The following is a 13,098-nucleotide window of genomic DNA, read 5'->3' as shown; positions in this document are numbered from 1 at the left end:
GGTCCATCGCAGGCCCTGGCGGCCTGCGATTTCATTTTGTATACCAATTGGCATTCCAGCCTGAATTTTTAGCGGGCTGAGCTTCTCTCGTCCATAGAGAAAAACGCCAACTGCAAAATGCTTGTCGCCTCTTTCTATTGAATATAGTATTCGATCCAAGCCTTACCGGCCCGGGCGACCAGTTCGGGCTTCCCTGTTGTTGTTGTCGATCCATTCCATTGGCCGTGTTGCGCCGGGTTTCGGCGTGGCATTCAAGACGCAGGAGAAAGTCCCGTGAAATCCTTGCCATCGCCCCGTCTGGCGGCTGCGGCGCTGCTCGCGCTGCTCGCCCCCCTGGCCGCCCAGGCCGAAGCCCTCAATCCCCCCGTGAAGGTCCGCTACGAAGAAGTGGTGCGGTCCATTCTTTACGTGCCGAAATACGTGGCCCTGTCGCAGGGCTACTTCAAGGACGCCGGCCTGGACGTGTCCATGAAGACTTCGCAGGGCACGGACAAGGGCATGACCGCCCTGCTGTCCGGCAGCGCCGACATCGTGCTGATCGGCCCCGAGGCGTCCATCTATGTCCACAACAGCGAATCGCCGGTCAAACCCAAGATCTTCGCCGGACTGACCGCCACCGACGGCTTCTTCCTGCTGGCGCGCAAGCCGGTGGAGAAGTTCGACTGGTCCATGCTCAAAGGCAAGGAGGTCATCGGCTTCCGGCCCGGGTCCAATCCCATCGTGTTCCTGGAAACGGCGCTGCGCAAGCATGGCGTGGATCCGCAAAAGGACGTGAAGCTGCTGAACAACATCGGCATCCCGGCGCGCGCCGGGGCATGGATGGCCGGCCAGGGCGAATACGGCATCTTTCTTGAACCCGAGGCCGGCGAACTGGTGCGCAACGGCAAGGGCTACATCGTCGCCTCGGTGGGTCATGAAGTCGGCCAGGTGGACTACACCGTATTCACGGCCACCGACAAATACATCCGCGACAACCCCAAGGTCATCCAGGCCTGGACCAATGTGGTGGCGCGGGCCGAAAAGTATGTGAAAGACACGCCCGCCGCCACGCTGACGCCGCAGATCATGACTTACTTCCCCGGCATGGACCAGGCCGCGGTGACCGAAGCCATCGAGCGCTACAAGCAATACCAGATCTGGAAGACCACGCCGCTGGTGACGGCCGAGGCCATGAACCAGCTGCAGGACATGCTGATCGCCAGCGCGGTCATGAAGGACAACGCCCGCGTCAAATATGAGGACGTGGTGGTGACCGACTTCGCCAAGAAGGCCCAATGATGGGCGCCGTCATCCACAACCTGAAGCCGGATCCCGCCACGGCCAAGATCGAACTGCGCGAGGTCTGTCTTTCCTACTTCACCCAGGAAGGCGAGACCGAGGCGCTGGCCAACGTGTCGTTCACGCTGGCGGCGGGCGAATTCGTCAGCCTGATCGGGCAAAGCGGCTGCGGCAAGAGCACGCTGCTGTCCCTGATCGCCGGGCTGATTCCACCCACCTCGGGCGCGGTGATGATAGACGGCCAGGCCGTGACCAAGCCCAATCCGCGTATCGGCTACATGCTGCAGCAGGACTACCTGTTCGAGTGGCGCACCATCCTGGACAACGTCATGCTGGGCGCGGAAATCCAGGGCCGCCGCGACGCGCGCAGCGAGGCGCGAGCCGTGCACCTGCTGGAAAAATGCGGGCTGGGCGCCTTCCTGTCGCACACGCCGCGCCAGCTGTCGGGCGGCATGCGGCAGCGCGCCGCGCTGGCCCGCACCCTGGTCACCGAGCCCGATGTGATCCTGCTGGACGAGCCCTTCTCCGCGCTGGATTCGCAGACGCGGCTGGCGATCTCCGATGAAGTGGTGGACATCCTGCGGCGCGAAGGCAAGACCGTGGTGCTGGTCACGCACGACATCGGCGAAGCCATCGCCATGACGGACCGCGTCATCGTGCTGTCGCGCCGGCCCGGCCGCCTGAAGAGCCAGTACCGCATCCACTATGGCGACGGGACCCGGCCGACGCCGTTCCAAGCGCGCTCGCGGCCTGAATTCAATACCTACTTCAAACAGCTGTGGGACGAGCTGGACGTCCACGTGGAGGGTTGACCCATGAACGCGCCCGTCGCCAATACCGTTCCGCTGCGCGCCGTACGCGCACCCAGCGAGAAATACCTGAACTACCTGCAACGCGACCGCGCGCGGCGCAGGCATATCCGCATTGCGCAGGCGCTGCTACTGGCGGTCTTCCTGTGCGCCTGGGAAATCCTGCCGCGCATGCATATCCTCAACCCGCTCCTGACCAGCTATCCCAGCGCGCTGTGGCCGACGTTTATCGAGCTCTGGAACAACGGCCAACTGGGCAAGCACATCATGACCACGCTGAGCGCCACGCTGGTGGGCTTCGGCCTGAGCATGGCGATCGGCATCGTGGTGGCCGCCGCACTGTGGTGGTCGGACTTCCTCTACAAGGTGCTGGACCCCTTTCTGGTGGTGGCCAATGCCATGCCCAAGATCGCCTTCGTGCCGATCTTCTATCTTTGGCTGGGTTCGGACTACGCGGTGTACGGCATGGCCGTGGCGATCGCGGTATTCGTGACCATCATGGTGATCTATGCGGGCTTTCGCGGCATAGACCTGAACAAGGTCAAGCTGGCCCATACCTTCGGCGCCAGCCGCTGGCAGGTGCTGACCAAGGTGGTGCTGCCGGGCAGCGTGCCCACGCTGATCGCGGCCGTGAAGATGAACATCGGCCTGGCGCTGGTGGGGGTGATCGTGGGCGAGTTCCAGTCTGCGGATTCCGGCCTGGGCTTTCTCATCATGAACGGCAGCCAGGTGTTCAAGCTGAACATCGTCATGACCGCCATCGCCATACTGGCCCTGATCTCCAGCGTGATGTACCTGATCGTCTACCGCATCGAAGCCGCCATCGCGCGGCGCTACGGATAAGGAGCCGCCATGGAATTCCCGCAATGGGTGCAGGACCGCGTGATCGCCCGCCAGGGCCGCCTGCACCCCTATGACGAACTGCCGGCCGCGCGCCTGGCGGTGGTGGTGGTGGACATGCAGCAGTATTTCACCCTGCCCGGCTACCAGGGCGAATGCGCACCGGCGCGCGAGATCATCGCGCCCATCAACCGCCTGTGCGACGCAGTGCGCGCCGCGGGCGGCACCATCGTCTGGGTGCAGACCGCCTCTGACAATGCCGACTTGTTCTGGTCGCACCACCACCGCGTGATGCTGACGCCGGAGCGCAGCGCCCGGCGCCTGGAAACGCTGCGCCGCGACGCGCCCGGCTATGCACTGCACCCGGACTTGCATGCGCAAGACAGCGATCTGCGGGTGACCAAGCGCTTCTACAGTGCGATGGCGCCAGGCTCTTCCGAACTGGAGCCGCTCTTGCGCGGGCGCGGCGTGGATACACTGCTGATCGCCGGCACGGTCACCAACGTGTGCTGCGAATCCACCGCCCGCGATGCCATGATGCGCGACTTCCGCACCATCATGGTGGACGACGCGCTGGCCGCGGTCACGCCGGCCGAGCACGAGCACGCGCTGCACGGCTGGATGCTGTTCTTCGGCGACGTGCTGTCGGTGGACGAATCGATCGCGCGGCTCAAGCCCGCCCAGACGGTCCGGAAGACCGCCTGAACGAGCCTGATATCAGGCCAGGTCCAGCCACACCCGGCGCATGGTCGGGTCTTCCGGATCCGCGTCGTTGGTGAAGCCCAGGCTGGTCATCAGCGCCAGCATGGGCCGGTTGGTCGACAGCACCAGGCCGTCGATGTATTCCAGCCCCTGCTCGCGCGCCGCATCGATCAGCGCCGTCATGAGCTGGCGGCCCAGGCCGCGCCGCTGCCAGTCGTCGCCGATCACCAGGGCGTATTCCGCCCCCCGGCCGTCCGGATTGCGCAGGTAATGCGCGAAACCCACCAGCACCTCTCGCGGATGGCCGCGGTTGGCCGGGTTCGGCACCTGCGTGGCGGCCACCAGGGCCAGCTCGCGGTGGTAGTCCACCTGCGTGTAGCGCGACACCATGCGCGGCGTCAGCTCGCGCATCATGGAGACGAAGCGCATGTAGCGCGAACGCTCGGACAGGCCGCGGATGAACTCCTGCAGCGGGTCGGCGTCCTCGGGACGGATGGGACGCAGCACCCAGGGAATGCCGTCCGCGAAGCGCCGCACCTGCACCAGCCGCGCCGGATACGGGTGGATCGCCATGTGCGGATAGCCGGCAGTTTGCGGGGTTGCGCAACCCGGCTTCTCGGTCAGCGTCATGCGCAGTCCGCCGGCGCGCAGATGCGTTTCGCCGGCATATAGCGGGTCGATGTCCAGGGACTCGATATCGGGCAGTTCCGACACCAGCTCGGACACCAGCACCACCGCCTGCTGCAAGGCCTCGGCGGCCATGTGGCCGATGCGCGGCGCCAGCACGCGGCGCCATAGCCGGCTGCGCTCGATCAGCTGGCGGGCCAGGAAGCCGTTGAGCGGCGGCAAATCGACGCCGCGGTCGGACTGGGACAACACAGCGTCGGGACCGCCCGCGCCGAAACGGATGACCGGGCCGAACTGCGGATCGCGCCGCACCCGGATCGCCATGGGGCGGGATTCCGGCTCGGCGGCCGCCACGTCCATCGGCGTGTCGCGCAGCGGCACGTAGAACAGGGCCAGCAGGCTGCGGATTTCGGAAGTATTGAGCTCGCGCCGGCACTCGGCGCGCACGCGCGCCAGGATCTCGCGCGCGGCCGTCAGGTCCGGCACGTGGGTGGCCGGTTCCGGCGGCTGCGTCTGCAGCAGCAGTTGCTGGTTGTAGTGATGGGTCGCCAGCACGCCGAAAGCGTCCGCGGCCGATTCGGGCGTGCGGAACGCCGAGGTGCCCGCGTCGTCCAGCATGCGCCGCAGCGGCCGCATGCCGGCGTCGCCCATGAAACAGGTCACCACCGGCTTTTTCGCCTTGGGCGCGATCTGCGCCAGCTCGCGCGCCACCGCCGGCATGTCCGCCAGCGCGTCGGGCGCCAGCAGCACCAGCACGCCGTCCACACCAGCGTCATCCAGCACCGCGTCCAACATGGCGCGGATGCGCTCCGGCGTCAGCGGCGTGAAGGTGATGACGGGATTCGCCGTGGCCGCGTCCGGCTCAAGCATGGCCACCAGCGCGCGCTGGGTCGCCGGTGCGAGTTCGGCGCGTAGCACGGCGGCGTCGGGGCCGATCAGGTCCATTGCCAGTTGCGGAGGCCCGCTGCCGTTGGAGATCAGCGCCACGCGCCGGCCCTTGGGGCGGCGCGTATAGCCCAGCACCTTGACCGCCGAGAACAGCTGCACGAAGTAGCGCACACGGACCGCGCCCGCGCGGCGCAGGGCCGCGTCGAAGATGGCGTCGGCGCTATCGGTGTCGGCGCGCCCCGCCTTCAGCACGATCACGGGCTTGACCGAGGCCGCGGCGCGCAAGGTGCTCATGAACTCGCGGGCCGGACCCACGTCTTCCAGATAGAGCACGATGCTGTCCGTGCGCGGATCGCTGGCCAGGTAGTCCAGCACCTTGGACAGGCCCACCACCGCCTCGTCGCCCAGCGACACGGCGGTGGAAAAGCCGATGTGCACGTCCTCGGCCCAATCCATGACCGCGGCCATGATGGAGCGCGACTGCGCCAGCAGCGCCACGCGGCCGGCGCGCGCCAGCACCGGGTGCTGGCTCAGGTTCAGGCCGGCGTGCGGCCGTTGGGCGCCGAAAGAGCGCGGACCCAGCAGTTCGCAGCGGTTCTCCTCGGCCCAGGCGCGGCACAGCGCCAGCGTGCCGCGCGGATAGGGATCCGGAAGTTCATGCGGCAGCAGAATCACCGAGCGCGGCGCCAGAGGCGACAGCCGCCGCAGCGTTTCCGGCAGGACCGCCGGCGACACGCAAACCAGGGCCAGATCAGGCCGCTCGCCCGGGGCCAGGCCTTGCAGCGTGTCCGGCAGATCCGGCGCGGCGCCGACTTCGCAGGCAACCACCGTGGTCTTGCCCTTGAGCGTGGGCGGCAGCGAAGCCGCCGCCGGCAGCGGCCGGTCAGCGACGATCACCAGCGAGGCGGGCTCGAACATCGGGGCGAGAGCGTGTCGCAACATGGTGTTAGCAGGCCCTAATCTAAAATACCCTTCATCGTAACAAGACAACCCCGCCCTACGTTTGACTTGGGCCCAGCCTGACGCCGATTTGTGGCGCCGCAGCCGCTATCATTGCCACCTATGACTTCCAACGCCTCTACCCCCATTCGTACCCGTTTCGCGCCTTCGCCCACGGGTTTCCTGCATCTGGGCGGCGCACGCACCGCGCTGTTCTCCTGGGCCTTCGCGCGCCACCATCAGGGCACCTTCGTGCTGCGCATCGAAGACACGGACGTCGAACGCTCCACGCCGGAAGCGGTGCAGGCCATCCTGGACAGCATGGACTGGCTGGGCATGCAGCCCGATGAAGGCCCCTTCTATCAGATGCAGCGCATGGACCGCTACCGCGAAGTGGTCGCGCAGATGCTGGCCGCCGGCACCGCCTACCATTGCTATAGCTCGCCCGAGGAAGTGGAAGCCATGCGCGAAGCCGCCCGCGCGCGCGGCGACAAGCCGCGCTACGACGGCACCTGGCGCCCCGAGCCCGGCAAGACCCTGCCGGCCATCCCCGAAGGCCGCAAACCCGTGGTGCGCTTCAAGAACCCGCAGGAAGGCGCGACCTCCTGGAACGACATGGTCAAGGGCACGATCAGCTTCGACAACACCGAACTCGACGACCTGATCATCGCGCGCCCGGACGGCACCCCCACCTACAACTTCTGCGTCGTGGTCGACGACTGGGACATGGGCATCACCCATGTGCTGCGCGGCGATGACCACGTCAACAACACCCCGCGCCAGATCAACATCCTGCGCGCGCTGGGCGCCGCCCTGCCCGAGTACGGCCACGTGCCCATGATCCTGGGCCCGGACGGCGAAAAGCTGTCCAAGCGCCACGGCGCCGTCAACGTCATGGAGTACGACAACGAGGGCTATCTGCCCGAGGCCATGGTCAACTACCTGGCGCGCCTGGGCTGGAGCCACGGCGACGACGAACTCTTCTCGCGCGAACAACTGGTGTCTTGGTTCGACACCAAGCACCTGTCCAAGTCGGCCTCGCAGTGGGATCCGAAGAAGCTGAACTGGGTCAACGCCCACTACATCAAGCAGATGGACAACGCCGAACTGGCCGAGCGCGTGGCGCCGCGCGTGGCGAACCGCGGCGGCCATCCGGAAAAGATCGACCTGCCGGGCGTCATGGGCCTGTTGAAGGACCGCGCGGAAACGCTGGAGCAACTGGCCGACGGCGCCATGCTGTTCTGCGCCGAGTTCAAGGGCGCGCCCGCCGAGCTGACCGAGCAGCACCTGACCGCCCCCGCGCGCGAAGCGCTGGCCGACTTCGCCCAGCGCGCCCAGGACACGGACTGGACTCGCGAAGCCCTGTCCGCCCTGATCAAGGCCGTGCTGGCCGATCGCGGCATGAAGATGCCGCAACTGGCCATCCCGCTGCGCGTCGCCGTCACCGGCCAGACCCAGACCCCGGCCGTGGACGCGGTGCTGGCCCTGCTGGGCAAGCAGACGGTGCTCAAGCGCCTGGCAGCGATCTAAACGCATCTGCCGAAAACACCGCGGGCCTTGCTCATTCCAGGATGAGCAAGGCCCGCGGTGTTTTCAGCCTGCCTGCCTGTTTGCCTGTTTGCTTGCGACAACCCCTCAGGCCTGCTGGATCGCCGCGCGCGCCTTCAACGCACGCGCGAAGAACGCCCCCAGCAAGGGCAGCAGCGCGGCCGAACCGCCGAACAGCGCGCCGGGGCCGATCTCGTCGACCACCGCGCCCGCCAGCGCCACGCCAGCCGCCTGACCCATGAACAGGCAGGATGCGAACCACGCCACCGCCGTGCCGCGTGCCGAGGGCACCATCTGGGTCGCGTTGGTCTGCAAGGTGGCGTGCAGCAAGTAATAGCCGAAGCCCGCCAACACGCTGGCCAGCAAGCTCCACATCCAGACCGGCCCCAGCAGATAGGACAGGAACGCCACGCCCAGCACCAGCCCGCCGGCGATCGCCAGGCCGCGTTCGCCCAGGCGCTTCAGGATGCGGCCGGCCACCACCGTATAGATCAGGCCGCCCACGGCGTACACGGCCACCAGCGCGCCCGCGGCGGTCAAGGAAATATCGAAGCGTTCATGCAGATAGGAAGGCGCGAAGGCCAAGGCGCCGAAGACCAGCAACCCTTCGACGAACACGGTCGCCAGCACGATGCGGGCCCAGGGCGTGCCCAGCACCAGCCGCGCCTGCGCCACGAAACCCTGGCGCACCGCGCCCGGGTCCACCCGGCCCAAGCCCGAGACCTGCTGGCGCCGCACTTCCAGCAATAGCAGCACGCCCACTATCAGGTAGCCGCCGACCAGCGCGGCGAACGCCCAGCGCCAACCCACCGTGTCGGCGAACAGGCCACCAGCCAGCTGGCCGGCCGACATGCCGAGGATGGTGCCGGTCAGGAAGCGCGCCAGGGTCGCCTGGCGGCGTTCATATGGAACGTTGTCGCCGATCCAGGCCATGGACAGCGGCACGATGCCCGCCCCCGCGGCGCCGGACAGGACGCGGCAGAACACCAGCACGTCCAGCGAGCCGGCCATCACGGCGCCGGCGCTGCCCAGGGCGCAGGCAAAGGTCGCGATGCTGACGACGCGGTACTTGCCGTAGCGGTCGCCCAGGGGGCCGAAGAACATCTGCAGCACGCCATAGGCCACGGCGAACGCGGTCACCGCGCGCGCGGCCTGCCCCGTGGTGGTGCCGAATTCCGCCGCGAGCTGCGGCAACATGGGATCACAGATGCGGAACGCGCTGGCGCTGACGAAGGCGGCCAGGGCAAGCAGCGCGATGGCGCGCGCTTCGGAGGAAAGGGCGGGCATGGATGACCGGCGACGGGGCGGTGGCTGAAGACCGCACCTTACCCCAGCCCGGCCATCCTGGCTTTGCCGCCGGGCAGAATGTCCGCCCGGCGCAACGCTCAGTAAGGCAGGCGGTAGCCCGCAGGCATGCGGCGCGCGGTCATGACCTGGCCGCCGTTTTTCAGCTCGCGCATCGTCAGGCGGGTCTTCTCGACCTTTTCGACGCGGTAGCGGTTCAGGTAGATAGGATCGTTGGCGTCCACGAGTTCACCGGCGGACTTGGTGGTCTGCATCGTGTAGATGCCGTCCGCCACGCTCCAGCAGCCGGTCTCGCGCAGCGCGGGACGCGTCTTGCGGCCGATCTTCAGCAGGGATTCATAGGCCATGGTGCCGTCGGGGGACAGCACGATCAGCGATTGCAGATCGCCGCTGACGTCGCGCGGGCGGGTGTTCGACAACCACGTGCCTATCATCGGATCGCCGGCCTTGGCGGGCACGCAGGCCACCGGCTTGGGCGGTTCCGCGGGCTGGGCCTCGGTGATGGTGGCGGGTTTCCTGGCGGCGCAACCGGCCAGGATCAGAACGGCGCAGGCGATGCCCGCCGTACGCAAATACACACTGCTCATGACTTCCTCAACACGTCTGTCGACGCGCCGCGCCGATCATCCCGGCACATCCCTCGCGCAGCAAACATCACGCACTCTAAAGAGCCGTTTGCGAAGAATCAACGGCGATCCGCAGCGCGTGCAATTGCGCAACAGTCGCCCCCGGAATTGGCCTGTTTTATGGCCGCAAATCGCAAAAATGCGTTGGTTTCAAGCGACAGTGCGGCCGCGTTTGGCAGCCTTCGCGCGCAGCATTTCCTCCATGCGCGCGGCGGCCGGAGACAGGCTGCGGCCGGCCAGCCGGGTGATGCCCAATTCACGCTCGATGCGCGGTCCGGACAGCGGCACAAAGGCCAGGCCGCGCGAGTCCGGCGGCACGCCCAGCCGCGCCAACACCGTGACGCCGACGCCGCGTTCCAGCATGGCCAGCAGCGACATCATGTTGGACACGAAGACCTGCCGGTCCAGCATGAAGGCCGCCTGCGGATAGCCGGCAAGCTGGCGGTGCGCGATGGTGCCGACCAGGGGCAGGTCCTCGATCTCGCGCCAGGTCACCGACTTGCGCCTGGCCAGCGAGTGGCCGCGATGGCACACCAGGCCGAAAGCGTCGCGCAGCAAGGGCTCGAACGACAGCCGCCGATCCTGCGACACCGGGCTGCATACGCCCAGCTCCGCCTCGCCCGCCAGCACCATGCGCTCCACGCCTTCCGAGTTGTCGTCGAACAGGCGCAGCGCCACCGCCGGATAGCGCTCGCGGTACACAGCTACCAGTTCCGGCAGCCAATGCGTGGCCACGGTAGCCACCGACGCCATGGTCAAGGTGCCGGCCTCGTTACTGGCCAGTCCCGACAGCGCCCCCGCCACGCGGTCGTGGTGCTGCACCAGCTCGCGCGCCAGCGGCAGGCAGTCCTGCCCGAAACGCGTGAGCGTGCCGCGGTTGCCCGGCTCGAACAGCGGCTGCCCCAGGCGCTGTTCCATTTCGCGGATGGACAGCGACAACGCCGGCTGCGAGCGGAAGGCCCGGGCTGCCGCCGCGCGGAAACTGCGCAGCTCGGCCACCAGCAGGAAGTGGCGATAGTGCGTGATGGAAATCTCAGGCAAGGGGCGCATGGCTGGCATCGATTAGTCAAACTTATCCAATCATATGAAAAATAAAGTTTTCTGATCGAATCGCCCCCCCTAAGATGACCGCATCATGAATGCCGACTCCTTGCTGTTCCCACCGCACGCCTGCACCGACCCGCTGGATTTCAGCCTGATCGACCGGCTGCCCGACCGCCCCGCCGGCCAGGGCCGCCTGATCCTCGGCGCCGCCCCGCAAGACGGCAGGCCCGGCCTGCTGTTGGTGCCCGGCGCCTACCACGGCGCCTGGTGCTACGCGCACTACCTGGATTATTTCGCCCGCGCCGGCCTGGCCTGCGCGGCGCTGGACTTGCGCGGCCATGGAGCCCTGCCGCAGGATGACGCGTTTACGTCGGCAGGCATCGCCGACCTGGGCCAGGATGTCATCAGCGCGCTGGACGCGCTGGCGCGCCCCACGGTCGTCGTCGGCCACAGCATGGGCGCGCTGCCGGCGCTGCTGGCCGCCAGCCAGCGCGCGGTGGCTGGCGTGATCCTGCTGGCGCCGTCGCCGCCCGGCGACCTGACTGGCGCGCAAGCGTTGCCGCCGGTCCCCGTGGGCATGCTTCGCCGCGCGCCGAACGACGCTGAAATCCGCGCCCGCTTTCTGGCGACTTCGCCCGACCGCGACGTCGCGCCGGTATCGCAGCGCCTGTGCGCCGAAAGCCCGCAAGTGCTCAACGACCGCTACCTGTTGCGCGTGCCTGTCGACGCCGCCGCCATCGGCGCGCCCGGCCTGTGCCTGGAAGCCGGGCTGGACACGCATGACCGCCACCCGCCCGGCCAGGACCTGGCGATCGCGCGCCGCTTCGGCTTTTCCCACGCCGTGCTTGCCGGGCAGCCGCATTGCATGATGTACGCGGACCAGTGGCAAGTCAGCGCCGCCGCCATCCTGGATTGGCACCGCGGCCAGTTCGGCTGAGCCCCGCAGATCAACCACAACAACGACAACGACGCGCAACCGCGCCATCAGGAGACAACCATGTCCATACCCCGCTATATCCGTCCAGCCCTGATCGGCGCCGGCCTGCTGCTGGCCGCAACGGCGCACGCCGCCGGCTGGCCCGAGAAGCCCGTGACCCTTATCGTGCCGTCCGCCGCGGGCGGCGCGGCCGACCTCACCGCGCGCACGCTGGCGCAATACCTGGGCGAGAAGACCGGCCAGACCGTGGTGGTCGAGGACCGTCCCGGCGCCGGCGGCATCGTCGGCACCAACGCCGCCAAGAACGCGGCGGCCGACGGCTACACCTTCCTGCTGTCCACCAATTCCACCCACTCCGCCAACCAGTTCCTGTACAAGAGCCTGCCCTACGACGCGCAGAAGGACTTCCGCCAGGTCGGCATGCTGGGCACCTTCGGCACGGTCGGCGTGGTCTCTCCCGACAGCCCGTACCGCACGGTGCCGGATCTGGTCGACTACGCCAAGAAGCATCCCGGACAGGTCTTCTTCGGCTACTACAGCTCGTCCTCGCAAGTGCCGTCCGAGCTCCTGAAGCAGCGCGCCGGCATCGAGATCACCGGCGCGGCCTACAAGAACATCACGCAGATCATCACCGACCTGCGCGGCAAGCAGATCAACTTCGCCTTCGTCGACTACCTCACCGCGATGGGCCAGATCGACGGCAAGGGGCTGGTCCCCATCGCCGTCACCGGCGCCCAGCCGCAAGCGGCCTGGCCCAGCGTGCCGACCATGACCACCTACTATCCGGATTTCGTCGTCGCCGGCTGGCTGGGCCTGTCGGCGCCGGCGGGCACGCCGCCCGAGATCGTGGAAAAGATGAACGCCCACATGCAGGCGGCGGTCAAGGACGAAGCCACCGCGAAGAAGCTGCGCGCCCTGGGCCTGACGCCGGAATCGATGGACGTGGCCCGCTTCGACGCCTTCGTGAAGGAAGACACGGCGCGCTGGAAGGAATGGATCCGGATTTCCGGCATCCAACCCCAATAAACTCGCGGCCCTCCCTATATCTATATAGAGAGGGCACCGCGGCGCCTACAGCGGCAGGCGCTGCTCGTGCTTGATTTCACGCAGCGCGACGATGGTGCGCGTCTGGCGTATGCCCGGCATGTTGAACAGGAAACGGTGCAGGAACCGGTCGTAGGCTTCCGGGCTTTCCACCAGGATCTTCAGCAGGAAGTCCGAATCCCCCGTGACCGCATAGCACTCAAGGATCTCGGGCGCGTCGCGCACCGAGCGCTCGAAGTTCTCGACCGTATTGGCAGAATGCCGCTCCAGGCTGATCTGCGCGAACATGCAGCCCAGCCCCACCTTGCTGCGGTCCACCTGGGCGCTATAGCCCTGGATCACCCCGCTGGCTTCCATCGCTTTCACCCGCCGCCACACCGGCGCGGCCGACAGGCCCACCTTCTCTGAAAGCTGCTGCGCCGAGGCCCGGCCGTCCTCCTGCAAGGCCTTGAGGATGCCGATATCGGTCTTGTCCATCGCTTAGTCTCCTGGTTTTTGTCGTACACGAAAT

Annotated in this window: 12 protein-coding genes; 7 read left to right on the top strand and 5 right to left on the bottom strand. The window is 67.3% G+C overall.

Annotated elements, in window-relative coordinates; all coding sequences use genetic code 11:
* Positions 1-273: 273 nt before the first annotated feature.
* The 4 genes from AXYL_RS03245 to AXYL_RS03230 are packed head-to-tail and all read left to right on the top strand — an operon-like array spanning position 274 to position 3,632.
* Positions 274-1,278, top strand: a complete 1,005-nt coding sequence (locus tag AXYL_RS03245) for an ABC transporter substrate-binding protein (RefSeq protein ID WP_013391402.1) — start codon at positions 274-276, stop codon at positions 1,276-1,278.
* Complete coding sequence (locus AXYL_RS03240) at positions 1,278-2,090, top strand: ABC transporter ATP-binding protein (RefSeq protein WP_041654829.1); 813 nt, start codon at positions 1,278-1,280, stop codon at positions 2,088-2,090. The genes AXYL_RS03245 and AXYL_RS03240 overlap by 1 nt, the downstream gene beginning before the upstream one ends.
* A 3-nt stretch (positions 2,091-2,093) precedes the next feature.
* A complete protein-coding gene (locus tag AXYL_RS03235; RefSeq protein WP_013391400.1) occupies positions 2,094-2,930 on the top strand; it encodes an ABC transporter permease in 837 nt (278 codons plus the stop codon).
* A gap of 9 nt (positions 2,931-2,939) precedes the next feature.
* The gene (locus AXYL_RS03230) at positions 2,940-3,632 is read left to right on the top strand and encodes an isochorismatase family cysteine hydrolase (protein WP_013391399.1); all 693 of its coding nucleotides are present in this window, start codon (positions 2,940-2,942) and stop codon (positions 3,630-3,632) included.
* A 12-nt stretch (positions 3,633-3,644) separates the two neighbouring features.
* Here AXYL_RS03230 and AXYL_RS03225 read toward each other — a convergent pair whose 3' ends face one another.
* The gene (locus AXYL_RS03225) at positions 3,645-6,086 is read right to left on the bottom strand and encodes a GNAT family N-acetyltransferase (protein ID WP_041652161.1); all 2,442 of its coding nucleotides are present in this window, start codon (positions 6,084-6,086) and stop codon (positions 3,645-3,647) included.
* Between the two features lie 120 nt (positions 6,087-6,206).
* On the opposite strand from AXYL_RS03225, the gene gltX reads away from it, so the two are divergent.
* Positions 6,207-7,613, top strand: a complete 1,407-nt coding sequence (gene gltX / locus AXYL_RS03220) for a glutamate--tRNA ligase (protein WP_013391397.1) — start codon at positions 6,207-6,209, stop codon at positions 7,611-7,613.
* A gap of 105 nt (positions 7,614-7,718) precedes the next feature.
* Here gltX and AXYL_RS03215 read toward each other — a convergent pair whose 3' ends face one another.
* The 3 genes from AXYL_RS03215 to AXYL_RS03205 form a co-directional block, all read right to left on the bottom strand.
* Positions 7,719-8,918, bottom strand: coding sequence for an MFS transporter (locus tag AXYL_RS03215; RefSeq protein WP_013391396.1), 1,200 nt, complete (start codon positions 8,916-8,918; stop codon positions 7,719-7,721).
* 98 nt (positions 8,919-9,016) lie between these two features.
* Entirely contained in the window at positions 9,017-9,523 is a 507-nt protein-coding gene (locus tag AXYL_RS03210; RefSeq protein ID WP_013391395.1) for a hypothetical protein, read from the bottom strand.
* Positions 9,524-9,712: 189 nt separating this feature from the next.
* Positions 9,713-10,612, bottom strand: coding sequence for a LysR substrate-binding domain-containing protein (locus AXYL_RS03205; protein WP_413772866.1), 900 nt, complete (start codon positions 10,610-10,612; stop codon positions 9,713-9,715).
* 85 nt (positions 10,613-10,697) lie between these two features.
* Between AXYL_RS03205 and AXYL_RS03200 the strand changes: the two genes are divergently transcribed.
* Together AXYL_RS03200 and AXYL_RS03195 are read left to right on the top strand one after the other, a co-directional pair.
* The gene (locus AXYL_RS03200; RefSeq protein WP_013391393.1) at positions 10,698-11,543 is read left to right on the top strand and encodes an alpha/beta fold hydrolase; all 846 of its coding nucleotides are present in this window, start codon (positions 10,698-10,700) and stop codon (positions 11,541-11,543) included.
* A 60-nt stretch (positions 11,544-11,603) separates the two neighbouring features.
* Positions 11,604-12,569, top strand: a complete 966-nt coding sequence (locus AXYL_RS03195) for a Bug family tripartite tricarboxylate transporter substrate binding protein (protein ID WP_013391392.1) — start codon at positions 11,604-11,606, stop codon at positions 12,567-12,569.
* 45 nt (positions 12,570-12,614) lie between these two features.
* On the opposite strand, the gene AXYL_RS03190 is transcribed toward AXYL_RS03195, so the two are convergent.
* Positions 12,615-13,064, bottom strand: a complete 450-nt coding sequence (locus AXYL_RS03190; protein ID WP_008159001.1) for an Lrp/AsnC family transcriptional regulator — start codon at positions 13,062-13,064, stop codon at positions 12,615-12,617.
* Between the last annotated feature and the right edge of the window lie 34 nt (positions 13,065-13,098).

The organism is Achromobacter xylosoxidans A8, from assembly GCF_000165835.1.
Classification (GTDB): Bacteria; Pseudomonadota; Gammaproteobacteria; order Burkholderiales; family Burkholderiaceae_B; genus Achromobacter; species Achromobacter xylosoxidans_B.
This window is presented reverse-complemented; position numbering and strand designations above follow the sequence as displayed.

Coding starts and splice junctions, on each gene's coding strand:
- AXYL_RS03205 (WP_413772866.1), bottom strand. CDS start 10,612: ATGCGCCCCTTGCCTGAGATTTCCATCACGCACTATCGCCACTTCCTG.
- AXYL_RS03225 (WP_041652161.1), bottom strand. CDS start 6,086: ATGTTGCGACACGCTCTCGCCCCGATGTTCGAGCCCGCCTCGCTGGTG.
- AXYL_RS03190 (WP_008159001.1), bottom strand. CDS start 13,064: ATGGACAAGACCGATATCGGCATCCTCAAGGCCTTGCAGGAGGACGGC.
- AXYL_RS03195 (WP_013391392.1), top strand. CDS start 11,604: ATGTCCATACCCCGCTATATCCGTCCAGCCCTGATCGGCGCCGGCCTG.
- AXYL_RS03230 (WP_013391399.1), top strand. CDS start 2,940: ATGGAATTCCCGCAATGGGTGCAGGACCGCGTGATCGCCCGCCAGGGC.
- AXYL_RS03210 (WP_013391395.1), bottom strand. CDS start 9,523: ATGAGCAGTGTGTATTTGCGTACGGCGGGCATCGCCTGCGCCGTTCTG.
- AXYL_RS03235 (WP_013391400.1), top strand. CDS start 2,094: ATGAACGCGCCCGTCGCCAATACCGTTCCGCTGCGCGCCGTACGCGCA.
- AXYL_RS03240 (WP_041654829.1), top strand. CDS start 1,278: ATGGGCGCCGTCATCCACAACCTGAAGCCGGATCCCGCCACGGCCAAG.
- AXYL_RS03200 (WP_013391393.1), top strand. CDS start 10,698: ATGAATGCCGACTCCTTGCTGTTCCCACCGCACGCCTGCACCGACCCG.
- AXYL_RS03215 (WP_013391396.1), bottom strand. CDS start 8,918: ATGCCCGCCCTTTCCTCCGAAGCGCGCGCCATCGCGCTGCTTGCCCTG.
- gltX (WP_013391397.1), top strand. CDS start 6,207: ATGACTTCCAACGCCTCTACCCCCATTCGTACCCGTTTCGCGCCTTCG.